This is a genomic window from Rossellomorea aquimaris, from assembly GCF_008180865.1.
GTDB lineage: Bacteria > Bacillota > Bacilli > Bacillales > Bacillaceae_B > Rossellomorea > Rossellomorea yichunensis.
This window is the reverse complement of the sequence record NZ_VTEX01000002.1, coordinates 918,406-943,810: the sequence shown is the minus strand read 5'-3', so window position 1 is coordinate 943,810 and position 25,405 is coordinate 918,406. Positions and strand designations below refer to the sequence as shown.

Sequence of the window (25,405 nt, the reverse complement as noted above, 5' to 3'; positions counted from 1 at the left end):
AGTGCCTCCTTTTTTAATACATTGCTATACAAGGTACTGATGTAAAACACAACTACCTTGCTTTACAAAGTAGTTGATTTTAGAATATGTGTTTTGGAATGAAATGTCAATAAATAATTCAAATTGATGGAAATTCTTTTCGGTACTTGTCGTACAATTCCAAAAAGTATAACATTAATTTAACGAAGGGGGATTATAATGAATAACCTAACGAACCTATTACATATAAAATATCCAATCATTCAAGGAGGCATGGGGAACATCAGCAACGCTCCTTTGACGGCGGCAATCTCGGAGGCCGGTGCGCTCGGTACAATCGGAGTCGGCACCATGGGCGTGGATGAAGTGGAAGGGATCATCGTGGAAACGAAAAAGAGAACCATAGAGCCTTTCGCTCTAAACATCCCAATCTCCATCACTCCTCACTTGAAAGAGATGATCCGCTTAGTGGTGACACATGGAATACCGGTCGTTTCCTTATCAGCAGGAAATCCTGTCCCGTTCATTCCCTATTTTCATGAACATAACGTGAAGGTGATCTGTGTCGTCGCTTCGAAAAAGCAGGGAAAGAAAGCGGAAGACGCCGGTGCAGATGTGATCGTGGCGGAAGGATATGAGGCTGCAGGGATCAACTCCAATCTTGAAACGACAACGCTTGCCCTTATTCCACAACTCGTCGATACCGTGGACATTCCTGTGGTCGCAGCAGGAGGAATCGGTGATGGGCGGGGACTCGCTTCCATGCTTGCCCTTGGTGCCAGTGGTGTGCAAATGGGTACACGGTTCATCGCTACAAAGGAAGCTCCTTTTCATGAAAACTATAAAACGACTCTAGTGGAAGCAAAAGATGATAGCACCGTCATCGTCGGTCGTTCTATTGGAAAAGTTAGAAGGGTCATGAAAACGCCTTATGCTGCACAATTGATTCAAAAAGAACAAGAGGGGGTCGCTTTTGAGGAGTTCAGTCAAATGACCTCAGAAGATTATCATCGTGTTGGAGCACTTGAAGGGAAGCTGGATCAAGGGTTTATCAACGGTGGCCAGGTGTCCGGTCTAGTATCGGATGTCCCGACGGTGAAGGAATTGGTTGAGAGAATGATGAACGATGCCCAGGGAATTTTCAGTAAGCTATCAGGTAGTGGTGTGGAATCTTAATAGATTATTGTAAAGAGGCGCTTTTCCTTGATTGGGGAAGTGTCTTTTTTATGGTGGTGGTCACAATTTGGCACAAGTTTTGGTGAAAGTGGAACAAGTTTCCTAGATTCAGGCACAACAAATTAAAAAAGAGAGATTCAAAGGGGGGGAAACTATAGTACGATACCATTAATTATGCTGGATTTTCATAGATACCGTTATTAAAGTGACCATTTAACGATTTGTTTCAGCATTCCACACCAATCGCCAAGTCCCAATATCCATCTTATATCTTAAAAACAGTACTCCTCATCACGTTCACCAGACCCATAATAAAAATATTTTCCCGCAATCCCTCTAGAAATCATCACCAATACCGTCTATACTAGTATTAATTTTTAAATTTTCGGAATATTATTGACTATTTTGTGACAGGAGTGATAATATAACGTTGTATTTACGTTGGTAATCATTTTTATCATACTTGGATTTGCTAGTCTACCAGACTACTGATCATATATTAGGAAGAGAAAAAGGGGGATTTCTGTGAAGAAGAAGAGTTTATTACTTGTTGTCATCTCTATGATGCTGGGAATGCTGTTTTTAGCGGGCTGTGGTAGTGATACAAGCTCAGGTGGAGAAGATGGTGAAAAGCAATATGTGATCGGGGTAACCCAGATTGTGGAACATCCGTCTTTGGACGCAGCATTTGAAGGTTTTAAGAAGGCATTGTCTGAAAACGGTTTCAAGGAAGGCGAAAATGTAAAATATGATGTTCAAATCGCCCAAGGAGATCAAAGTAATTCACAAAGTGCTGCCAAGAACTTTGTTGGAGACGGTGTCGACCTTATCTTTGCAAACTCAACCCCAAGTGCACAACACGCATTGAATGCAACGAAAGAGATTCCGATCGTTTTTACTTCTGTTACTGACCCTGTCGGTGCTGAATTGGTTAAGTCTTTTGAAGAGCCTGGTGAAAATATCACCGGAACGACTGATACTCATCCGGAAGCGATCTCAAAGACCATTCAATTTATTACGGATGAAATGAAAGCGAAGAAGATTGGGATTGTTTATAATTCCGGTGAACAAAATGCTGTCGTGCAGGCAGCTGAAGTGAATAAGCTTGCTGAAGAAAAAGGCGTGGAGGTTGTAGAGGCTACCGTTTCAACGTCGGCTGATGTTAAACAGGCGACTGAATCCCTGGTGGGAAGAGTCGATGCCATTTACATTCCAAAAGATAATACAGTCGTTTCCGCGTTGGAATCAGTCATCACTGTAGCGAATGAAAAGGATATTCCTCTTTTTGTGGGAGAACTGGATTCATTGGAAAAAGGTGCAATTGCAGCGAGTGGATTTAACTATGAGGATCTTGGTTATGAAACAGGATTGATGGCTGTGAAGATTTTAAAAGGAGAGAAGAAACCTTCTGAAATTCCTGTACAGGCACCGCAAAATTTCGAGTTGATGTTCAATAAGGCAGCAGCTGAAGAACAAGGAGTGGAAGTACAGGAAGCCTGGTCTGAGCTTGGGAAATTTTTAGAAGAAAAATAGGAAGGGTTGATGATTCGTGCCAACAGCAATATTCGCATCCTTTGAATCTGGAATCATTTACGCTATCATGGCCCTCGGAGTCTACTTGTCCTTTCGGATATTGGATTTTCCTGATTTAACAGTCGACGGCAGCTTCGTTACGGGTGCCGCTGTCGCTGCCACCATGATCGTCAGTGGCGTAAATCCAGTCATCGCAACCATTACAGCGATTGTCATCGGATTTGTTGCAGGATGTATAACGGGACTACTTCATACGTTTGGAAAGATCAATGCCCTATTATCAGGGATTCTCATGATGATCGCCCTGTATTCTATCAATCTCCGGATAATGGGACGGTCGAATGTACCCTTACTAAGTCAGGATACTGCTTTTACAGGGGTGGAAGGATTTTGGTCTCCTCTCGGGATCGATGCCGCACTCAATAAATTGTGGATGGCAGTGGGACTTGGGGAGCCTGTACCGGGAACGTGGAGCATTTTATTTATTATGGTCATCATCACGCTTGTCATCAAGTTTTTAACAGACGGATTCTTAAAAACGGAAATCGGATTGGCATTACGGGCAACGGGAGATAATCAGCGAATGATTCGCAGTTTCTCCGCTAATACGAACCTGATGATTATTCTGGGTCTGGGAATATCGAATGGGATGGTAGCATTGTCCGGGGCATTGATTGCCCAGTATAGCCGATTTGCTGATGTAGGAATGGGAATCGGGATGATTATCATCGGACTTGCTTCGGTCATCATCGGTGAAGCATTGTTTGGAACCAAGACGATCGCCCGTACGACGCTCGCGGTCATTGGTGGGGCGATAATCTATCGATTAGTCGTATCCATGGCTCTTCGCGTCGATTTCCTGGAAACAGGGGATATGAAGCTTATCACAGCGACAATCGTGATTCTTGCCCTTGTCATGCCTAAGGTGATGGACCGTTACAAGGATAGGAAACGAAAGGCGCAGCGAATGGCAGAACGATTAGACAGATCTTCAATCACAGATGGAAAGGGTGAGAGCGGTGTTACAATTAAATAGAATCCACAAAGTATTTAATGAAGGGACACCCGATGAAAAAATCGCCCTTGATGACATCCAGCTCTCTTTAAAACCCGGTGATTTCGTCACTGTGATCGGAAGCAATGGAGCCGGGAAATCGACATTGATGAATATCGTTTCAGGTGTACTGCTGCCGGATGTAGGAAATGTTCTGATTGACGATCATGATGTTTCTAAGGTGTCCGAGTATAAAAGATCCAAGCTTATCGGTCGCGTGTTCCAGGATCCAATGGCAGGCACTGCACCTACTATGACCATCGAAGAAAATCTGGCCATGGCGTATTCCAGAAATCGTACCCGCACCTTTAAAATGGGTGTGACCAAAAAACGGAAAGTGTTTTTTAAGGAAGTACTGGAAACACTTCATCTCGGGCTTGAGAATCGATTGAATGCGAAGGTCGGGTTACTATCAGGAGGGGAAAGACAGGCGCTTTCCTTATTGATGGCCACATTCACCGAACCGTCGATATTATTGCTGGATGAACATACGGCAGCATTGGATCCTGCCAGAGCTGATCTGATTACGAATCTGACGAAAGAGATTGTAGAAAAGTATAACCTTACCACGTTGATGGTCACCCATAATATGCAGCAGGCGCTGGACCTTGGAAACCGCTTGATCATGATGGATAAAGGCCAGATTATACTAGAGGTTAATGAAGAAGAGAAAAAACACCTCACAGTCGAAGGACTTCTCCACGAATTTCAGCGAATCCGTGGAAGCAAACTCGCCAGCGACCGGGCACTTCTTTCATAAGCTAATAAAAACAATAAACAACCTTCTACAAAAAGCAACGAACCTTGGTTCGTTGCTTTTTTATTTATGAGATTCTTTTAATAGCCTATCTGGAAAAGGGAATCGTCTAGCTCCGGCGGCTAGAGGCTCGAGGTCATAAGCTAAATGGTCCAAGAAGGCAAAGGACGCCTTCTAGGCCCATTCATCTTATGCTTGTCACCTCTGAGCAAGCCGCCTCCGCTTTTGATGTCGTCTAGCTCCGGCGGCTAGCCCCTCGAGGTCATAAGTCAAGACCACCAAAAAGGCAAAGGGCGCCTTTCCGGTGGTCTCGCCTTATGCTTGTCGGGCCTGCCCAAGCCGCCTCCGCTTTTGAGTGAGGGACGGACCTTCGGCGCAGCCGATAGGTCCGTCCCTCTGCATAACTTATATTAATATAATATTTTAAATTTTAACAATTTATTGACTATTTATAAAACAAAATGTTATTATATCGTTGAATTAACGTTATATAAAAATATATTATTTGTTGGTTTAAAGGGGGAAAGCGATGAAGTCTGGATTAGCAGAAGGACATATGGCCGTCGTCACAACAGAAGTAATCCCCAGCATGTATGCCCAGTTTGAAGGAGACGTGGTACACCCTGTATATTCAACCGTCTCAATGGTTTACCACATGGAATGGGCATCAAGAAAGATCATTCTACCCTATTTGGAAGACCATGAAGAGGGAATGGGAGCCAAGGTGAACGTCGAGCATATGGCTCCGGCGAAAAACGGTTCCTCTCTTGAAATTAAAGCGAGAGTAATTAAATATGAACGAAACATCATCGTGACTGAAGTGACTGTCAGAGATAAAGAGAATGACAGACTCATTGGGAAAGGTGAGGTCAAACAAGTCGTACTTCCTAAAGAGAAAATTAATGAAAGAATAAAAGAGAACTAAGTTTAGATCCAATTCATCAATAGCAGTGTAAAAGGAGGAGATTTAGTGAGTAACGTATTCACCAAAATGGAAGCGGTTACAAACAGAGAGCTTGCAGGGGGCGGAGAAATGGATATGTTCGAAAAAATACAAAATCATGAACAGGTTGTATTCTGCAATGATGAAGAAACAGGACTGAAAGCCATCATCGCCATACATAATACCACTCTTGGACCTGCACTGGGCGGCTGTCGGATGAGACCCTACACCTCAGTAGATGAAGCACTTGAGGATGTTTTACGCTTATCAAAAGGGATGACCTACAAATGTGCAGCGGCCGACGTGGACTTCGGTGGAGGAAAAGCCGTCATCATCGGTGATCCTGAAAAAGACAAACACCCTGAGTTGTTCCGTGCTTTCGGCCAATTTGTTGAATCCCTGAACGGAAGATTCTATACGGGGACAGACATGGGAACGACTCCTGATGACTTTGTTTATGCCCTAAAAGAAACGAATTGCATTGTAGGTGTCAATGAAGAATACGGTGGAAGTGGAGACTCTTCCATCCCGACTGCCATGGGCGTCATCTATGGCTTACAGGCAACCAACCAAAACGTATGGGGCTCAAAAGACCTTCATGGAAAAAGCTATGCCATTCAAGGGTTAGGAAAAGTAGGCTTTAAAGTAGCCGAGCGACTACTTGAAGAGGGAGCAGACCTCTATGTAACAGATATCAGTCAGAAATCCATCGATCAGTTAGTAGCTAAGGCAAACAGGATGGGAGCAGCGATTAAAGTCGTATCCGGAGATGAGATCTATTCGGTTGATGCAGATGTCTTCATTCCTTGTGCGATCGGTGGGATCATTAATGATCACACGGTAGATCAGTTGAAGGTAAAGGCTGTCGTCGGTTCTGCCAACAACCAGTTATTAGATCTTTCACATGGAATGAAGCTGCACGAAAAAGGGATTTTATACGCACCTGATTACATCGTCAATGCAGGCGGATTGATCCAGGTAGCTGACGAATTATACGAACCAAATAAAGAACGTGTCCTGCAAAAGACAAGCGCCATCTATAACAGCCTTCAGAATATTTACCTGCAATCAGAGAACCAGCACTTGACTACAGTCGAAGCAGCCAACCGGTTCTGCGAGGACAGGATCCACGCACGCACAAGAAGAAACAGCTTCTTCTCCCATGCGAAACGCCCGAAATGGTCGGTTAGGACATAAAATGTAAATCGGAATAACAAAATAGCACCAATATGAGGTGATGAAAATGATCGAGGAATTTCAATTGGTCCAGGTTATGGATCAACAAGGGGAACTGGTTCAAGGTGAGTATGAAAAGGACATCTCAGAAGATTTAACCCGTACTTTTTATCGGCATTTAATCAGGATCCGTACATTTGATAAGAAAGCGGTGAGCCTCCAGCGTCAGGGGCGGATTGGAACGTATGCACCATTTGAAGGCCAGGAGGCATCCCAGGTGGGGAGCGCACTTGCCCTCCAGGACAAAGACTGGTTATTCCCGTCCTATCGGGATCATGGGGCTACCATGACATTCGGCCATTCCCTGCTTCATATCCTCCTATTCTGGAAGGGGAGAAATGAAGGATGCGTGCCTCCGGAAGGAAAGAATATTTTCACTCCCGGCATTCCGATCGCGACACAGCTTCCACATGCGGTAGGGGCTGCTTTCGCCGAGAAAAGAAAAGGGACCCGGAATGCAGCCATTGTCTATTTTGGTGATGGCGCCACTTCTGAAGGCGACTTTCATGAAGGATTGAACCTGGCAAGCGTCTGGGAGGCACCGGTTGTCTTTTTTAATCAAAACAATCATTACGCCATCTCCGTTCCCATGCACAAGCAAATGAATACAAAGACCATTGCCCAGAAAGCTCTTGCCTATGACATTCCAAGCGTACGCATTGACGGCAATGATATTTTTGCTGTGTATTTTGAAACGTTGAAGGCGTTGGAGAGAGCACGAAACGGGGACGGACCTACCTTGATCGAGTCTGTTACCTGGAGATACGGTGCCCATACAACCGCAGATGATCCGACGAAGTATCGTGATCAACAGGAAAGTGAGTCCCGACGTAAGGATAATGACCCTGTTGACCGGTTAACGAAATTCATGAAGCATCGAGGCTGGGGTGACGAAGAGTGGATGACCTCAGTTCAAAAGGAATGTGCGAAGGAAGTTGACCTTGCAGTCGAGGAACTGGAAGCATATCCGGCAGCTGATCCAAGTGTGATCTTTGATTATGTGTTTGCGACACCGACCTGGACGATCCAGGAACAAAAAGAAAAGCTCCTTGAGCAATTGAGAGGTGAGTAGAATGAGCACCTTAACGAAAATGAAAACGCTGACGATGGTTCAAGCCATAACGGATGCGATGAGAGTGATGCTTCAGGAAAGCGAAGATGTTCTGTTGATGGGTGAAGATATCGGGACGAACGGCGGGGTATTCAGGGCGACGGACGGTCTTCAACAGGAATTCGGTGAAGACCGGGTTCTTGATACACCCTTAAGTGAAGCGGGCTTTATTGGAGCGGCCATCGGGATGGGGCTGAACGGATTTCGTCCGGTAGCGGAGGTCCAATTTTTAGGATTCATCTACCCGGCATACGAGCAGATCATGACGCATGCATCCAGAATACGCACCCGTACCCTTGGCCATTTCACTTGTCCTTTGGTCATCAGGGCTCCGTATGGGGCTGGTGTACGTGCCCCAGAGATTCATTCCGATAGTACCGAAGCACTTTTCACACATATGCCTGGAATCAAGGTTGTCTGCCCTGCAACTCCATATGATGCGAAGGGACTTCTGATTGCAGCCATCGAGGATCCTGATCCCGTTCTATTCCTGGAGCCTATGCGATGTTATCGTTCTTCAAGGGAAGAAGTTCCTGAAGAAAAGTACACCGTGGAAATCGGGAAAGGTAAAGTAGTCACAGAGGGTGAGGATGTCACCATCATTGCATGGGGAGCGATGGTTAAGGTAGCTGAGGATGCAGCCAAGGAAGCCGCTGATAAAGGTATTTCCTGTGAGGTACTAGACCTTAGAACACTCTATCCCCTAGATAAGGATCTCATTTCAAGCTCCGTTCAGAAAACGGGGAGAACCGTGGTTGTCCATGAAGCACATGCCACTGGTGGGGTTGGAAATGATGTACTGGCGATCATCAATGACAATTCTTTTTTATATCAGAAAGCGCCGACTGAAAGGGTAACAGGATTCGATACACCTGTCCCGTATTTCGGATTTGAAGATTTCTATTTGCCTGACAGTAAACGTGTGCTGGCTGCAGTGGAGAAGGTAGCCCGCTATTAGACAAGGAGGGAGTTCATGGAAGTTAAGCTTCATGATATTGGGGAAGGCATGACCGAAGCCAATATCAATCACTTTCTTGTAAAAGTGGGGGATGTCGTGCGAGCGGATCAACCACTGGTAGAGGTACAGACAGATAAAATGACGGCAGAGATCCCGGCACCATTTTCAGGTGTCATCAAGGAGTTTACGGTTAGTGAAGGGGAGACGATTCCAGTCGGATCCACGGTTTTGTTGATGGAAAAAGAACAAGGAAATCACTCCGTGAGCCGGCGAGTTGTGCCGGAAACGACCCATGTATTGAAGAAGAGAAGGATCCTCGCGTCACCTTATACAAGGAAAATCGCAAGAGAGAATGGTATCAACATAGAAGAAGTGACTGGTTCCGGAGTGGGCGGTAGAATCCTTGATGAAGATATTTTCCTTTATATGAATGGAGAAAGTAAGTCAGCGCAAGTATCGGTGGAAAACCCTGAACCATTTGCCACTGAGGCACTGACAGAACCTGATGCTAAAACGATTCCTTTCCGGGGCAGACGAAAACAGATCGCGTCCAAAATGTCACAGTCGCTGAGAACCATCCCGCACTGTACCCATTTTGAAGAAATCGACGTTACGAATCTACTATCCTGGAAAGATACTATGAAAGCGGGCGGCGGGTCCATTTCCATGGGCGCGTATTTTATCAAAGCCATTTCTGTCTGTTTAAAAGAGTTTCCGATTTTCAATGCCCGTCTCAATGAAGAAGAAGAGTGTGTCGAGCTTCAGTCTCAACACAATATCGGAATTGCAGTCGACACAGAGGAAGGTCTGATCGTTCCTGTCATCAAGCACGTGGAAGAAAAAACGATGAAAGACATTCACGGTGAGATGAAGGAATTGACCGTCAAAGCACTGGATGGCAAGCTAGCGATGAAAGAGATCAAAGGGGGAACCTTCACGGTCAGTAACGTAGGACCTCTGAACGGATCGATCGGAGCCACTCCGATCATTAACGAACCGGAAGTAGCCCTCCTCGCCTTCCATAAAACGAAGAAGCGTCCGATGGTGAACGAAAAGGATGAAATTGTCGTCCGTTCCATGATGAATGTTTCGATGTCTTTTGATCATAGAGTGGCAGATGGCGGGACAGCCGTGAAATTTACGAACCGATTACGGGATCTGATTGAAGAACCTCAATCCATGCTATTGGAGTTGATGTAAATGGTAGTGGGAGAGATTACGGAAGATAAAGACATTGTCGTCATCGGAGGAGGTCCTGGGGGCTATCACGCGGCTATCAGAGCCACGGGCCTCGGTAGACAAGTGACGTTGATCGAACGGAAGGATGTAGGCGGGACCTGTTTAAATAAAGGCTGCATCCCGTCGAAGGTATTCACCCATTTTGCCCAGGAATATAAAAAGACGAAGCACCTGAAGGAAATGGGGATGGAGTTTGGGGAGGTGGAAGCAAACCTTGCTACTCTACAAAACTATAAAGAGAAAAAAATCACCCAGCTCCGATCAGGGGTAGAATCACTGTGCAAAGCAAATAAGGTTGAAATCGTTAGAGGATATGCTACCTTTCTATCAGAATCCCGAATCGGGGTTGAAAACGGACATGAATTTTCTCTCTTCAATTTCAAAGATGCGATAGTGGCAACAGGTGGAGATCTACACTATCCGGATGGTATCGATTTTAATTCTGACCGAGTGCTGAAGGAAAGACAGATTTTTGAGCTGGAGGAAATCCCTGAAGAACTGATTGTGTATGGTGCCGATTATATTTCACTGGAGATTGCGTCTGTTTTCTCCACATTGGGAAGCTTTGTCACCCTAATCTTGAATGAAGACCTTCCATTTGACTCTTCGATTTCAAAAGAGTTGTTCAGGCAGTTTAAAAAGCAGAAAATCAATGTTATCAAGAGCTCTACCATAAAAACGGTGAGTGACACAGAAGGAAAGGTTATAGTAGGGCTGAACAAAGCAAACGGTGAAATGGTCTCCATCGAAGGCTCCCACTTTGTCATGAGTGGAAAAGTGAAGCCGAACCTATCAGACATCGGCCTCGACCGTCTCCGTGTTGAATTAACCGAGGATGATTATATCCAAACAGATCGGGAGGGACGGACCTCCATTCCTCATATATGGGCGATCGGGGATGTCACGGAAGGTCCGTCCCTCGCAGTTAAAGCGATCAAACAGGGGAAGGCGGCGGCCGAGGCGATGGCTGGGCTACAGGTGGAAGTAGATCTGCAGTTTGTGCCGATGGTGGTGCAGATGAGCCCGCCGATTGCGTGTGCGGGCCTTACAGAAGAGGAAGCACGAGAGGAAGGTTATTCGGTTACAGTGAGTGAGAACCCTGTCAGAGGAAACGGGTACGCTCAGCTGATGGATGAAAAGGATGGATTCGTGAAAGTCGTGTCAGACAGTGAAACGGATTTGATCCTTGGTATTCATATGATGGGAATGGGAGCAGCCGAGCTGATCACATCAGGTGTGCTGGGACTTGAAATGGCAGCGAGAGATGAGGACTTTCGCTTTCCACTTTATCCCCACCCGAGTACGAATGAAAGTTTACTCGAAGCAGTCGAAGGGTTAAAGGGAGAAGCGGTGCACATGCCTCCCCGAAAAAAAGAGATGGCCAGGTAAAGTGAGGAACACGCTTTTATACAGAGAAGCGTTTAAGCTTTACTAGCCGCTCTTGAGAAGTTCTTTAAAACTATTTAATATAATATTCAGAATATACTTATGTTTAATGGAGGGATTAGGATGCAAGAAAATGTAGCCAAAAAGCAGGTTAAAGTAGAAGATGTCTTCCCAGTCAGAGATGTTGATTTTTTAGAGTACTATACGGGTAATGCAAAGCAGGCTGCGCACTTCTTCTGTACAGCATTCGGTTTTAAGACCGTTGCCTATTCAGGGTTGGAGACAGGAAATCGTGACACAGTATCCTATGTACTGCAACAAAACAAAGTCCGATTGGTTATAACGGGAAGCCTGCATGAAGGCAGCCGGGTGGCCCAATTCGTGAAGCTTCACGGAGACGGCATTAAAGATATCGCCCTTGTGGTGGATGATGTTGAAAAGGCTTACACTGGAGCGGTGTCCCGCGGTGCAATTGAAATCATGCCACCATCGACGCTAGAAGATGATAATGGACAATTGAAAAAAGCCATCATTGGTACATACGGGGATACGATCCATACCCTTGTGGAGCGTAAAGACTATAAAGGGATCTTCATGCCGGGCTTTGAAAAATATGATTCTGCGCTTAAACATGAAGATGCCGGTATCATCGCTGTGGACCATGTAGTAGGAAATGTGGAGCGTATGGAAGAGTGGGTGGAGTACTATGAAAAAGTCATGGGCTTCAAGGAAATGCGTCACTTTACAAATGAAGACATTACAACCGAATACTCAGCCCTTATGTCCAAGGTGATGCATAACGGCGGCCGCATTAAATTCCCGATCAATGAGCCTGCTGAAGGAAAACGCAAATCACAAATTCAGGAATATCTTGAGTTCTACGGTGGTCCAGGGGTGCAGCATATTGCCATCCTGACCGAGGATATCGTGAAGACAGTCGGCATCCTGAAAGAGAATGGTGTGGAATTCCTAAATACTCCTGATTCCTATTACGACATGCTTTCAGAGCGTGTAGGGGAAATCGATGAAGAGATCTCCAAAATCAAAGAGTTGAATATTCTTGTCGACCGTGATGACGAAGGCTACCTGCTTCAAATATTCACAAAGCCAATCGTAGATCGTCCAACTCTTTTCATTGAAGTGATTCAACGTAAGGGGGCAAGAGGGTTCGGAGAAGGAAACTTCAAAGCACTATTCGAATCCATCGAGCGTGAGCAAGAACGCAGAGGAAACCTATAAAATAAAAAATAGATAGAGATTAGCATATATAACGGGGGTCAAAGGACCGGTCAGGGGGTTAACTCATGAAGAGATTAGCTGCTTCTACTTATAATATCGTACAGTTTGCAGGTACCATATTTGAACAGAAGATAAGCTAACACGTGAGTCGACCCCCTTCATCCATGAGGAAGGCGAGGATTCATGTATGACATTAAAGTTCAAAACAAGAGAAGCAGTCACACATATTGCTCCATACGTGCTGGGGAAGACGCTTGGCGACTTACAGAAGGAGCATGGTCTCTCCTCAATCAGAAAGCTGTCAGAAAATGAAAATATATATGGCTGCTCCCCGAAAGTGAAGCAGTGGTTTAAAGAAAATGGGAGCGACCTGTTTTTGTATCCGGACGGAGCTGCTGTCGATCTTAGTCATAAGGTTTCAGCGTTTTTAGGGGTACCGAAAGAACAGATTGTATTCGGGAATGGCTCGGATGAAGTGATCCGGCTGTTGACGAGGGCCTATTTGAGCAGTGGCGACGAAGCTATCATGGCCGATGTTACGTTTCCCAGGTATAGAACCAATGTGTTCCTAGAGGGAGGCTCTCCGGTCATTGTCGCACTCGTAAACGGTACCCATGACTTGCAGGGGATGCATGACCAGATCACTCCAAAAACGAAGCTGATCTTTGTGTGTAATCCCAATAACCCGACTGGAACCATTGTCGGAAAAAGAGAACTCCTGCAATTTATCGAGAGCGTCCCTTCGCATATCCTGATAGTGGTGGATGAAGCCTATATGGAATACGTTACAACTGATGACTACTTAGAAACCCTGCCTCTCCTGTCAGCATTCGAAAACCTGATCGTTCTTAGAACCTTTTCGAAAATATATGGCCTGGCCGGACTAAGAGTCGGGTTCGGGGTCATGAATGAGGAGATTGCAGAACAGCTCCGTAAAGTGAAAGATGTCTTCAATGTGAATACCGTTGCCCAGAAGTCAGCGATCATTGCCCTGGAGGATCAAGCGTTTATTAGGGAATGTACCCATAAGAACGAGCAGGGTCGTCTTTATTTGGAAAGTGAATTTGATCGTCTGGGGATAGCTTATTTTCCTTCTCAATCGAACTTTATCATGGTGGACACAGGTATGAATGGTGACACGGTCTCATATGAGCTTGTGAAAAGGGGGCTCGTCGTTCGTTCAGGAACTCTTCTCGGATACCCTACAACGGTTCGTGTCACGATCGGAACACGGGACGATAACAAGAGATTCGTTGGAGCACTGGAAGACATTTTGCAAAACGGAGGGGTGAACTAAATGGATATCAAACCCCAGACGCTTGAGTGGCAGTCTGCTTATAAACTGATGATAGGCTCGATTTTGCCCCGGCCGATTGCCTTTGTTTCATCCCTTGATGAAGATGGGATTGCGAACCTGGCACCTTACAGCTTCTTTACGGCGATTTGTGCAGAGCCTATGCTCGTCTGCTTCTCCCCCATGAGAAGAGGGAAGGATGGAAGCAAGAAGGATACCCTCCGAAATATCGAGAAATCGAGGGAATTCGTCATCAATATCGTAAGTGAAGAATTTGTGGAGAAAATGAATAACTGTGCCATTGAATTTGAACCTGGCGTTGATGAATTTGAGCAGGTCGGGCTGGCGAAGAAGGAGTCCATTACGGTAAAGCCTCCAGGAGTATCTGAAAGCAAAGTGCAATTGGAATGCGTCCTTCATGAAGTTCTTCACTTTGGCGATCATCCAGGTGCAGGGAGCCTGGTCATCGGGAAAGTTGAGTGTGTAAGGATTAATGATGAACTCTATTACGATGGAAAGATAGATTCAGAGAAACTCAAACCGGTGGGAAGGCTTGCCGGTCAAATGTACACCAAACCATTATCCGATTCATTTGAATTGATTCGAAAAAGGTGATGACACGTGAAGCTGGTTAGTTTTTTAAAAGAAGGAGAAGTAAGGGCGGGGATCGTTCAGGGTGAACTTGTCGTGGACATCCATGCTGTGAGCGGAGGTTTGCTCCCTAAAGATATGTTATCCATCATCGATCTTGGAGACGAAGGCCTAAAACGGATGAAAGAGCTCGGCACTATTTCGGAGAAAGACACGGGAGTGCATTCATTAGGTGATGTCACCCTGAAGTCGCCGATTCCAAGGCCTGTAAGCATCCGGGATTTCTATGCGTTTGAAGAGCACGTGAAAACGGCCCGTAAACGGAGGGGACTCGATGTGGTGCCGGAATGGTATGACATCCCCGTCTTTTATTTTACCAATCACTTAGCTGTAAAAGGTCCTCTCGACCACATCGCGAAACCTGCTGGATGTGAGTGGCTCGATTATGAATTGGAAATCGCCTGCGTGATCGGGAAAGAAGGAACAAACATTTCAAAAGAAAACGCAGAAGACCATATTTACGGCTATTTCATCATGAACGATTGGAGTGCTAGAGACATCCAGAAGCACGAGATGAAAGTAGGACTTGGTCCAGCGAAAGGAAAGGACTTTGCCACTTCTTTCGGTCCTTATTTAGTGACGAAGGATGAACTGGAAACCTATCGCAGGGGAGACCGCTTTGATCTTCCTATGACGGCAAAAGTGAATGGGAAACTCTTATCCGAGGGGAATTATCAGGACATTCATTATACATTTGCAGACATGATCGAGCGCGCCTCGAAAGACGTCACCCTGTATCCCGGCGAAGTGATTGGATCTGGAACTGTTGGAACAGGATGTATTTTAGAGCTGGGAACTGAAACGCATCCGTGGTTGAAGCCTGGGGACGTAGTGGAATTAGAGATCGCGGGCATAGGTGTTTTGCGTAATAGGATTGCAGAGAAAAGAGAGGAGGAAAACCATGTACTATCGTCAACTGGGGAAAATACCTCACAAACGTCACACCATGTTTAAAAAGGATGATGGCACGCTCTACAGGGAGCAGGTCATGGGGACGAAGGGGTTCTCAGGGACACAGTCGATTCTGTATCATCATCACTTGCCGACGGCTGTGGCGAAAACAGAGTATTTAGGGAGTTATATGCCGGAGTTTGAGGAAGAGGGTGCTCTTCGTCATCGACATTTCTTTACAGACAGAGTCGAGAAAAAAGGCTGTGCCTTAAAGAGCCGTGAATATTTACTTGGTAATTCCGATTTATTGATTGGAACCGCCTATGTAACAGAAGAGATGAAAAGCTTTTATCGGAATGGTGACGGGGACGAAATGCTTTATATCCATTTTGGTAAAGGAAAGGTAGAGACGATGTTCGGAACGCTCACCTATGGAAAAGGGGATTATGTGGTGATTCCGATCGGGACCATCTACCGTGTTGTTCCTGAAGAAGAGACGAAGATGCTGATCGTCGAGTCCTTCAGTCAGATTACCACACCTCGACGTTATCGAAATGAGTACGGTCAGTTGCTGGAGCACAGTCCGTTTTGTGAGCGGGATCTGCGGGGACCTGAGAAGCTTGCAACCATGGATGAAGAGGGCGAATTCGAAGTGATCACTAAATCACGGGGAGCGCTTCATTCCCATGTGTTAAATCACCATCCACTGGACGTCGTCGGCTGGGATGGTTATCTTTATCCTTGGGTGTTCAACATCGAGGATTTTGAGCCTATTACAGGACGCGTACATCAGCCGCCTCCAGTTCATCAAACGTTTGAAGGACATAACTTCGTTGTCTGCTCATTTGTTCCAAGACTATACGACTACCATCCGGAATCAATTCCGGCTCCTTATAATCATAGCAATGTGAACAGTGATGAGCTGCTGTACTATGTGGAAGGAAACTTCATGAGCAGAAAGGGAATCAAAGAAGGATCGATTACCCTCCACCCGAGCGGGATTCCACACGGCCCTCATCCAGGAACGACAGAAGCCAGTATCGGGAAAAAAGAAACCCTCGAGCTCGCTGTGATGATCGATACTTTTAAACCGTTGAAGATCGTCAAAAAAGCAAAGGATGTCGAAGATCCGAATTATATGTTTACATGGGTGTAAAGGAAGAATCAATCCAAAGGCCGTCCGGTTCCTTGGGTTGATTCTTTTTTATTTATATAGAGTTTAAAAAAGTGGCGACTACTTTTTGGGAGAATATATTTTTTTATGAAAGCTTATTCATCATTGTAGAAAGAATGAAATTAAATTCTAGTTTGAAAGGCATTACGGATTATGGGGATGAAAGGTTTTGTATTGAATGCATTACTTATTGATCACGTCTTACCAGATTAATAAAAATTCATTCCTACTATATTAATAGAAAACTGAATTCTCAATTATAAAAAAACAGTGAGAATAAATCAGTCAGATGCACACAGGTCTAAACTCCCCAAACCCCCATTCCCATAGGATTTTGTCGAAAAATATTTAAAAGGGCTCCTCATGGGATCTGAAGCGTCATTCACCCTAATAATTAAAAAAATCTAAAATATTTTTTTCTCCCGACAAACTCTATAAGGACAAAGATGTAAGCGTTTACTTATAATCAGATTAATCTAAATAGTCAAATAATTTACAAAAAGCCTGTTGACCTTACCGGGAAACGGGAGTAATATTGTCCTCAATAAAAAAATCTGAGCCAGCAGTAAACAGCAGGAATACCGAATCAAGCAGGCTGTTCGAATGTGCTCCAAGTCAACGGACTTTCGTTGCAACGATAAATTTCTGAATAATCAAATAAATTTCAACCGGGAAAGGAATGATTAACATGAACGAACAGTGGATCTACTTAGACGGACAATTTGTAAAAAAGGAAGACGCAGTTGTATCTGTGTACGACCATGGTTTTCTATATGGAGATGGAGTGTTCGAAGGGATTCGAATGTATGATGGGAACGTGTTCCGTCTGGAAGAGCATGTTGATCGCCTTTATGATTCTGCAAAATCCATCATGTTGCATATCGAAGTCACTAAAGAAGAGATGAGCGACATTATCGTAGATACATTGAAAAAGAATCAACTCGAGAATGCCTACATACGAGTGGTCATTTCTAGAGGTGTTGGAAACCTCGGATTGGATCCATTTACTTGTAGGAAGCCACAAATCATTGTCATTGCAGAACAATTAGCCCTATTCCCTAAAAGCTTATACGAAACGGGCATTGATATCGTTACGGTGGCCAGCCGCCGAAATCGTGCAGATGTTCTTTCGCCAAAGGTTAAATCCTTAAACTACTTAAATAACATTCTAGTAAAAATCGAAGCGAACCTTGCAGGTGTAAGTGAAGCATTGATGTTAAACGATCAAGGATATGTAGCAGAGGGATCCGCAGACAATATCTTCATTGTCAAAAAAGGAAAGATCCTTACGCCTCCCGGATATGTAGGGGCCCTTGAAGGGATCACCCGTAATGCCATCATCGAGATCGCCGGTAAATTAGGATTCGAGATGAAGGAAGAAGTCTTCACCCGTCATGATGTGTATACAGCGGATGAAGTGTTCTTAACAGGGACAGCCGCAGAAGTAATTGCCGTTGTAAAGGTTGATGGCCGTGTAATCGGTGAAGGAAAACCTGGAAAGTATACAACCCAATTATTGCAGGAGTTCAGAAACACTGTCACGCAGGATGGAAGAAAAGTTTACAAACAGAATGCTCAAGTTGGCTAAGTTGGAGGTGATGACGTGCGAAGTGACATGATCAAGAAAGGAATCGACCGGGCTCCCCACCGCAGCCTACTATATGCTACGGGAGTCAAGCTCGAAGACATGGAAAAACCATTTATCGGGGTGTGCAATTCTTATATCGACATCATTCCCGGTCATATGCATTTAAACGGATTTGCCCAGGTAGTGAAAGAAGCGATCCGGGAAGCCGGCGGAATTCCATTCGAATTCAACACAATCGGTGTGGATGATGGAATCGCCATGGGACATATCGGGATGAGGTACTCATTGCCGAGCCGGGAACTGATTGCCGACTCAGCAGAAACCGTCATCAACGCTCACTGGTTCGACGGAGTGTTCTACATTCCGAACTGTGACAAGATCACACCGGGAATGCTCATGTCAGCTGTCCGAACAAACGTCCCTTCCGTCTTTGTATCAGGAGGCCCGATGGAAGCGGGGGTTTCCAGCGACGGGAAGCCATTATCACTCGTATCCGTTTTCGAAGGAGTAGGCGCCCATCAGTCAGGAAGGATGACGGCAGAACAGCTTCTCGACATTGAAGCCAATGCATGTCCCACATGCGGATCATGCTCAGGAATGTTCACAGCGAACTCCATGAATTCCCTGATGGAAATGCTTGGAATGGCTCCTCCGGGAAATGGCACCATTGTTGCTACATCGGAAGAACGGCATCAGTTAATCAAGGATGCAGCCAAATATCTGGTGGAAATGGTAAAGAAGGATATTAAACCAAGAGACATCATAACAAAAGACACCATCGATGATGCATTCGCTTTAGACATGGCCATGGGAGGTTCAACCAATACCGTCCTCCACACACTGGCGATTGCCAATGAAGCGGAAATCGATTATGACATCAACCGAATCAATAAAGTGGCAGAACGAGTACCGTATTTATCTAAGATAAGCCCGGCATCTGATTACTCCATGCAGGATGTTCACAATGCAGGCGGGGTCAGCGCCATCATTAAAGAGCTATGTGAAATGGAAGCTGTACACAAAGATCGCATTACGGTTACAGGAAAGTCACTATATGAAAATGTGAAGGATGCTCATATTCAAAATGACGACGTCATTCGTCGCAGGGAAAATGCCCACAGTCCAGTCGGAGGATTATCCGTCCTCTTTGGAAATATCGCTCCAAACGGGGGAGTCATTAAAGTCGGTGCAGTCGACCCATCCATTAAAACATTCATGGGGGAAGCGATTGTATACGAATCTCAGGATGATGCCCTTGCCGGAATCGAAAGTGGAGAAGTAAAAGAAGGTCATGTCGTGGTCATTCGATATGAAGGGCCAAAAGGTGGTCCGGGAATGCCGGAGATGCTGGCACCGACTGCAGCCATTGCAGGCCGTGGACTTGAAAAAAAAGTAGCACTCATGACAGATGGACGATTTTCAGGAGCATCCCGGGGCATTTCAATCGGTCATGTCTCACCGGAAGCGGCTGAAGGAGGACCGATCGGTGTGGTTGAAAATGGAGATCCCATCTTCATTGATCTCACGAATCGAACGATCTCCCTCATGGTTTCAGAATCAGAACTTCAGTTCAGGCAAAAGGAGTGGGTACAGCCACCTCCAAAGATCAGAAAAGGTTATTTAGCACGATATGCCAAACTTGTCACGTCAGCCAGTACAGGTGGAATTTTGAAAACGGAATAGAGAAAAGCGTTGAAGAGGTAAAAGGATTGGAAATCGTATTTTCAGAGAGCTGGTGGTGCTGCAAACCAGTAATACATCCAATACCGACATCCCCTCTGAGTATCGTTCTGAACCTCTAAAAGTAGGAACGATCGAGTAGATGATACTCGTTACAAAAACAAAGGCTGGTGAAACCGATCAGCCTGCAAAGGGAGATGATATCCGTTGTCTCTGAATTAGGGTGGTACCGTGGAAAGGATGAAGACCTTTTCGCCCCTGCGAAAGATGAACTCTGTCGTAGTGGGTGGAAAGGTCTTTTTTGTTTGGGAAAGTGGATGAATAAAGCAAAGGCTCAGGTGGTTCACCGCCTGTGCTTTGAATATATCCAGCTCCGGCGGCTAGAGGCTCGAGGTCATAAATCAAACATACCAGAAAGGCAAAGAGCGCCTTTCCGGCATGTTCGCTTTATGCTTGTCGCCTCTGACCAAGCCGCCTGCGCATTTAATATATCCAGCTCCGGCGGCTAGTCCCTCGAGGTCATAAGTCAATCTCGCCAAAAAGGCAAAGAGCGCCTTTTCAGCGATCTTGCCTTATGCTTGTCGGGCCTGACCAAGCCGCCTGCGCTTTTAATAAAAGGAGGAGATAGGCAATGAGAGCGAAGGTAGAGGCAGAACCGGCTTCACAGACACTAACAGAAAACGTCAACGGTGCTGATATGCTCATGAAAGCTTTGAAGGAGGAAAAGGTTGAGATTCTGTTTGGGTACCCTGGAGGAGCGGTCTTGCCGATTTACGATGCTCTATACAAAGCCCCGATCAAGCACGTTCTCGCTCGTCATGAGCAAGGCGCCATCCATGCGGCAGAAGGGTATGCCCGTGTATCGGGGAGACCGGGTGTGGTCATTGCCACGTCAGGACCGGGAGCGACGAATTTAGTGACAGGGATTGCCGATGCCATGATGGACTCACTGCCTCTTGTTATTTTTACCGGGCAGGTGGCTTCAGGGGTCATCGGAACCGATGCTTTCCAGGAAGCGGACGTAGTAGGGATTACGATGCCGATCACCAAGCATAATTATCAGGTGCGTGATATTAAAGATTTACCGAGGATCGTGAAGGAAGCCTTTCATATCGCATCAACTGGCAGGCCAGGGCCGGTACTTGTCGACATTCCGAAAGATTTGACCTTACAGCAAGCTTATCCGGTACACGATGTGGAAATGGACTTACCGGGGTATCAGCCTAACTTCTATCCCAATCCGCTTCAAATCAAGAAACTGGTGGAAGCCATAAAGGTATCCAGGCAGCCGGTCATCTTAGCCGGGGCAGGAGTTCTTCACGGAAAAGCAACGGAGGAACTGAAGGTTTTCGCAGAACAATATGACATCCCGGTGATTCACACCCTCTTAGGTTTAGGTGGATTTCCGGCAGATCACCCGTTATTTCTCGGAATGGCGGGGATGCATGGATGTTATGCAAGCAATATGGCGCTCCACGAATGTGACTTGCTCATCAATATCGGTGCCCGATTTGACGACAGGTTGACCGGGAATCTCGCTACCTTTGCACCAAGGGCCAAGGTGGTCCATATCGACATCGATCCGGCGGAGATCGGAAAGAACGTCAAAACGCAGATCCCGATCGTAGCCGATGCCAAACAGGCACTGGAAAAACTTCTTCAACATGAAGAAGAGAAACCTGATTTCGATGCCTGGCATCATCATCTTAAGTCATATAAAAGGGAATATCCTTTCTGGTATAACCAGGCCCACGATGTTCTGTCACCTCAACGCCTCATCGAACAGGTGTATGAAATGACCAACGGGGAAGCGGTTGTTACAACAGACGTGGGACAGCATCAAATGTGGGCGGCACAGTATTACTCCTTTAAAAAGCCGAATAATTGGGTAACTTCCGGAGGACTTGGCACGATGGGATTCGGATTTCCTGCAGCGATAGGGGCTCAGTTAGCGAATTCAGACAGTACAGTGGTTGCCTTTGTAGGCGATGGCGGATTCCAGATGACTCTTCAAGAGCTGGTTCTGCTAAAAGAGTTGAACCTTCCTGTTAAGGTGGTGCTTCTAAATAACGGTACTCTCGGAATGGTAAGGCAGTGGCAGGAGACATTCTTTGAAGAAAGGTACTCCCAATCGGTTTTCTCCACCCAGCCTGATTTTGTGAAGCTGGCTGAATCATACGGAATCAAAGGATATCGGGTGAAAACCCAGGAAGAAGTGGACTCTGTTTTAAAAGAAGCCTTAACGAGTGATGAACCAGTGCTCATCGATTGCTGGGTGAATCCAAAGGAAAATGTCTACCCGATGGTGGCTCCAGGAAAAGGATTACATGAAATGTTAGGAGTGAAACCATGAGGAAAAGGATTGTAACGGCTCTCGTTCATAACCGGAGCGGTGTCTTGAATCGGGTGACCGGATTGTTTACTAAACGTCAGTTCAACATTGAAAGCATTTCTGTTGGATACACAGAAACCGAGGGGATTTCGAGGATGACCTTCGTTGTCAATGTAGAAGACGATCGCAAAATCGAGCAACTGTTAAAACAGCTCCATAAACAAATCGATGTCCTCAAGGTATCCGATATCACTGATCAAGGAGTCGTTGCAAGGGAACTGGCGCTCATCAAGGTGTTGAGTACAGGACAGACACGATCCGAAATCAATGGGATCGTAGAACCATTCAGAGCCGCCATCATTGATGTGGCAAGGGACAGCGTAACCGTCCAGGTAACCGGGGAAACCTCCAAGATAGAAGCCATCATCGATTTGTTAAGACCTTACGGAATCAAAGAAATCGCCCGAACAGGCATCACGGCATTCGCAAGGGGTAATGGTAAGTCGGTGACGGATTTAAAACAATATTCAATCGTGAATTAAAAGCTGTTGGATTCACACTTTGAAAAAACTTATTATTCAAAAAATGGAAAGGATGAGGGAAATGGTAAAGGTATATTATAACGGAGACGTGAATGAAGAGGTTTTAAAAGGGAAGAAGGTAGCGGTTGTCGGTTATGGTTCACAGGGTCACGCACATGCTCAAAACCTGAAGGAAAGCGGATTTGATGTTGTAGTGGGATTACGAAAAGGGAAGTCGTGGGACCAGGCTGAAAAAGACGGATTCGATGTCTACTCAGTCCGTGAAGCAAGTGAACAGGCGGACGTCATCATGGTTCTCCTGCCTGATGAGCATCAGCCGAAAGTATATGAGGCAGAAATCAAACCGGCATTGTCTGCAGGGAAAGCACTGGCATTTGCACACGGATTCAATATCCATTTCCATCAAGTCGTTCCTCCGGAAGATGTAGATGTTTTCCTGGTAGCACCGAAAGGACCGGGACATCTGGTAAGAAGAACCTTTGAAGAAGGAGCCGGAGTGCCCGCACTCTTTGGGGTTTATCAAGATGCTACAGGTCAAGCCGGTGAACTGGCGCTAGCGTATGCAAAAGGTGTAGGGGCAGGACGCGCAGGAATCCTGGAAACATCCTTCCAGGAAGAAACGGAAACCGATCTGTTCGGGGAACAAGCAGTCCTGTGTGGAGGAGTGACATCCCTTGTGAAAGCAGGATTCGAAACGCTGGTTGAGGCAGGTTATCAGAAAGAAGTCGCCTATTTCGAATGTTTACACGAATTGAAACTGATTGTCGACCTGATGTATGAACAAGGATTGGAAGGAATGCGCTTCTCGATCTCAGACACCGCTCAATGGGGAGACTTCGTTTCAGGACCACGGGTGGTGAACGAAGAAACGAAAGCCCGCATGAAGGAAGTATTAACGGATATCCAAACAGGAAAATTTGCGAAGGGATGGATTCTGGAGAACCAGGCGAACCGTCCGGAATTCAACGCCATCAATCAGCGTGAAAGTCAGCACCCGATTGAAGTCGTTGGAAGAGAGCTTCGTAAAATGATGCCATTTGTTCAGAAACCTTCTACTAAAGAAAAGGAAGTGGTTGCGAGTGCGAACCATTGAGATCTTTGACACAACTCTACGGGACGGTGAACAGTCAGCGGGTGTAAATCTTAATACGATTGAAAAGATTGAAGTGGCGAGACAGCTGGAAAGGCTTGGGGTGGACGTCATTGAAGCAGGGTTTCCTGCAGCTTCAAAAGGAGACTTCGATGCCGTGCAGCGGATCGGTTCCACAATCAAGAACAGCTCTGTTACAGGGCTGGCTCGTGCTCAACAGCGGGACATTGATGCGGTATGGGAATCGCTTAAAGGGACGGCCGAACCAAGGTTGCATGTGTTCCTGGCCACCTCTCCCATTCACATGACTCATAAGCTGAAGATGACACCGGATCAGGTCATCGATACAGCGGTCCAGGCCGTTCAGTATGCGAAGAAATTTTTCCCGGTGGTTCAGTGGTCGGCAGAAGATGCGTGCCGATCTGATCTCAATTTTTTAGTGAAAATCATGGAGAAAGTCATTGCAGCAGGGGCTTCAGTCATTAACCTTCCTGACACGGTAGGATATATCACCCCTCATAAATACGGTGAATTGTTTCGGTACGTAAGAGAAAATGTTCCAAATATCGATGGAGTAAAGCTATCGGCTCATTGTCATGATGATCTGGGAATGGCGACAGCCAATTCACTGGCTGCCATTGAAAACGGAGCCGATCAAATTGAAGGAACGATCAATGGAATCGGCGAACGTGCCGGGAATGCAGCTCTGGAAGAGATCGCAGTGGCACTTAGAATCCGTGAAGATTTTTACGGAGCCACTACCCGTCTGAAGCTCGATGAAATCAAGAAAACAAGCTCTCTTGTCAGTAAGCTGACGGGGATGAGAGTACCGGCTAACAAAGCGGTTGTAGGTGATAATGCTTTCGCTCATGAATCAGGTATCCACCAAGACGGAATGCTGAAGGAAAAAACAACCTACGAAATCATCACCCCTGAACTGATCGGAGTGAATGCCACCCGCCTGGTACTGGGAAAACACTCAGGACGTCACGCCTTTAAAAATAAAGTGGTTGAATTAGGATTTGAACTTTCAGAAGAGAAGCTTAATGAAGCATTTCATGCATTCAAGGATCTGGCGGATAAGAAGAAGGAAATCGTCGATGAAGATCTCTTCAGCATCCTGACGAATAAACAAACGGAAATGGCCGATGCTGTCGGCTTTACATTAGAAAGAATGCAGGTCCAATATGGCATGGACAATATCCCGACGGCCACGATCGAATTGAAGTTCGAGGACGGAAGTGTAACCCGGCTCGCTTCAACGGGTTCAGGAAGTGTAGAAGCCATCTACAATACAATCGAAAAAATCCTGCCAAGTCCTTCTAGATTATTAGATTACAAGATCAACTCAGTAGGAGGGGGCCGTGATGCCCTTGCAGAAGTTTATGTCCGACTCGAATATAACGGAGAAAAGACAAGCGGACGCGGAACTGCCCAGGATGTATTAGAAGCATCAGCTCGAGCTTACCTTAATGCAGTGAATCGATCAGCACAACGGAAGTCACATTCCATGGAGAAGGAAGCAGTGGAAGCCAGCTTGTAAGACAGGGGG

At 45.8% G+C, this 25,405-nt stretch carries 21 protein-coding genes and 1 other annotated feature; all 21 genes read left to right on the top strand.

The annotated features are described in order from the left end of the window. Nucleotides 1-198: 198 nt before the first annotated feature. The 21 genes from FZC88_RS12170 to FZC88_RS12070 all read left to right on the top strand — a co-directional run bounded on the left by FZC88_RS12170 (nucleotide 199) and on the right by FZC88_RS12070 (nucleotide 25,396). Nucleotides 199-1,155 carry an NAD(P)H-dependent flavin oxidoreductase gene (locus FZC88_RS12170; protein WP_148995047.1) on the top strand — a complete coding sequence of 319 codons (957 nt, stop codon included), beginning with the start codon at nucleotides 199-201 and terminating at the stop codon, nucleotides 1,153-1,155. A 561-nt stretch (nucleotides 1,156-1,716) separates the two neighbouring features. Next, complete coding sequence (locus FZC88_RS12165) at nucleotides 1,717-2,688, top strand: ABC transporter substrate-binding protein (RefSeq protein WP_148995178.1); 972 nt, start codon at nucleotides 1,717-1,719, stop codon at nucleotides 2,686-2,688. A 16-nt stretch (nucleotides 2,689-2,704) separates the two neighbouring features. Continuing rightward, a complete protein-coding gene (locus FZC88_RS12160; protein WP_148967286.1) occupies nucleotides 2,705-3,724 on the top strand; it encodes an ABC transporter permease in 1,020 nt (339 codons plus the stop codon). Next, a complete protein-coding gene (locus tag FZC88_RS12155) occupies nucleotides 3,708-4,502 on the top strand; it encodes an ABC transporter ATP-binding protein (protein ID WP_148967287.1) in 795 nt (264 codons plus the stop codon). Before FZC88_RS12160 ends, FZC88_RS12155 begins: the two co-directional genes overlap by 17 nt. Nucleotides 4,503-5,028: 526 nt before the next feature. Continuing rightward, nucleotides 5,029-5,424: a thioesterase family protein gene (locus FZC88_RS12150; RefSeq protein ID WP_148995046.1), complete on the top strand. Its 396-nt coding sequence runs from the start codon at nucleotides 5,029-5,031 to the stop codon at nucleotides 5,422-5,424. Between the two features lie 108 nt (nucleotides 5,425-5,532). Continuing rightward, entirely contained in the window at nucleotides 5,533-6,639 is a 1,107-nt protein-coding gene (locus FZC88_RS12145; protein WP_148968139.1) for a Leu/Phe/Val dehydrogenase, read from the top strand. A 46-nt stretch (nucleotides 6,640-6,685) separates the two neighbouring features. After that, nucleotides 6,686-7,750, top strand: coding sequence for a pyruvate dehydrogenase (acetyl-transferring) E1 component subunit alpha (gene pdhA / locus FZC88_RS12140; protein WP_148995045.1), 1,065 nt, complete (start codon nucleotides 6,686-6,688; stop codon nucleotides 7,748-7,750). 1 nt (nucleotide 7,751) lies between these two features. Then, complete coding sequence (locus FZC88_RS12135) at nucleotides 7,752-8,747, top strand: alpha-ketoacid dehydrogenase subunit beta (protein ID WP_148995044.1); 996 nt, start codon at nucleotides 7,752-7,754, stop codon at nucleotides 8,745-8,747. A 15-nt stretch (nucleotides 8,748-8,762) separates the two neighbouring features. Further along, entirely contained in the window at nucleotides 8,763-9,947 is a 1,185-nt protein-coding gene (locus tag FZC88_RS12130; protein ID WP_148995043.1) for a dihydrolipoamide acetyltransferase family protein, read from the top strand. Then, complete coding sequence (lpdA, locus tag FZC88_RS12125) at nucleotides 9,948-11,375, top strand: dihydrolipoyl dehydrogenase (protein ID WP_148995042.1); 1,428 nt, start codon at nucleotides 9,948-9,950, stop codon at nucleotides 11,373-11,375. 120 nt (nucleotides 11,376-11,495) lie between these two features. Then, nucleotides 11,496-12,611, top strand: coding sequence for a 4-hydroxyphenylpyruvate dioxygenase (hppD, locus tag FZC88_RS12120; RefSeq protein WP_148967293.1), 1,116 nt, complete (start codon nucleotides 11,496-11,498; stop codon nucleotides 12,609-12,611). A 187-nt stretch (nucleotides 12,612-12,798) separates the two neighbouring features. Further along, nucleotides 12,799-13,908: a histidinol-phosphate transaminase gene (hisC, locus tag FZC88_RS12115; RefSeq protein ID WP_148995041.1), complete on the top strand. Its 1,110-nt coding sequence runs from the start codon at nucleotides 12,799-12,801 to the stop codon at nucleotides 13,906-13,908. After that, a complete protein-coding gene (locus FZC88_RS12110; RefSeq protein WP_148967295.1) occupies nucleotides 13,909-14,520 on the top strand; it encodes a flavin reductase family protein in 612 nt (203 codons plus the stop codon). 6 nt (nucleotides 14,521-14,526) lie between these two features. Next, nucleotides 14,527-15,510 (top strand): fumarylacetoacetate hydrolase family protein, encoded by a 984-nt coding sequence (locus FZC88_RS12105; RefSeq protein ID WP_148995040.1) that lies wholly within the window; start codon nucleotides 14,527-14,529, stop codon nucleotides 15,508-15,510. Continuing rightward, on the top strand, nucleotides 15,458-16,603 hold the full coding sequence (locus FZC88_RS12100; protein WP_148995039.1) for a homogentisate 1,2-dioxygenase: 1,146 nt from the start codon (nucleotides 15,458-15,460) through the stop codon (nucleotides 16,601-16,603). Before FZC88_RS12105 ends, FZC88_RS12100 begins: the two co-directional genes overlap by 53 nt. Before the next feature lie 706 nt (nucleotides 16,604-17,309). Continuing rightward, nucleotides 17,310-18,209 carry a branched-chain-amino-acid transaminase gene (gene ilvE, locus FZC88_RS12095; RefSeq protein ID WP_148967298.1) on the top strand — a complete coding sequence of 300 codons (900 nt, stop codon included), beginning with the start codon at nucleotides 17,310-17,312 and terminating at the stop codon, nucleotides 18,207-18,209. Between the two features lie 15 nt (nucleotides 18,210-18,224). Next, nucleotides 18,225-19,892, top strand: a complete 1,668-nt coding sequence (ilvD, locus tag FZC88_RS12090) for a dihydroxy-acid dehydratase (protein WP_148967299.1) — start codon at nucleotides 18,225-18,227, stop codon at nucleotides 19,890-19,892. Next, nucleotides 19,893-20,152, top strand: a binding site (T-box leader). 368 nt (nucleotides 20,153-20,520) lie between these two features. Continuing rightward, a complete protein-coding gene (ilvB, locus tag FZC88_RS12085) occupies nucleotides 20,521-22,242 on the top strand; it encodes an acetolactate synthase large subunit (protein WP_148995038.1) in 1,722 nt (573 codons plus the stop codon). Next, entirely contained in the window at nucleotides 22,239-22,763 is a 525-nt protein-coding gene (gene ilvN, locus FZC88_RS12080) for an acetolactate synthase small subunit (protein ID WP_034761039.1), read from the top strand. The genes ilvB and ilvN overlap by 4 nt, the downstream gene beginning before the upstream one ends. 61 nt (nucleotides 22,764-22,824) lie before the next feature. Continuing rightward, nucleotides 22,825-23,856 (top strand): ketol-acid reductoisomerase, encoded by a 1,032-nt coding sequence (gene ilvC, locus FZC88_RS12075; protein WP_148967301.1) that lies wholly within the window; start codon nucleotides 22,825-22,827, stop codon nucleotides 23,854-23,856. Continuing rightward, entirely contained in the window at nucleotides 23,843-25,396 is a 1,554-nt protein-coding gene (locus tag FZC88_RS12070) for a 2-isopropylmalate synthase (RefSeq protein ID WP_148995037.1), read from the top strand. The genes ilvC and FZC88_RS12070 overlap by 14 nt, the downstream gene beginning before the upstream one ends. Nucleotides 25,397-25,405: the final 9 nt, after the last annotated feature.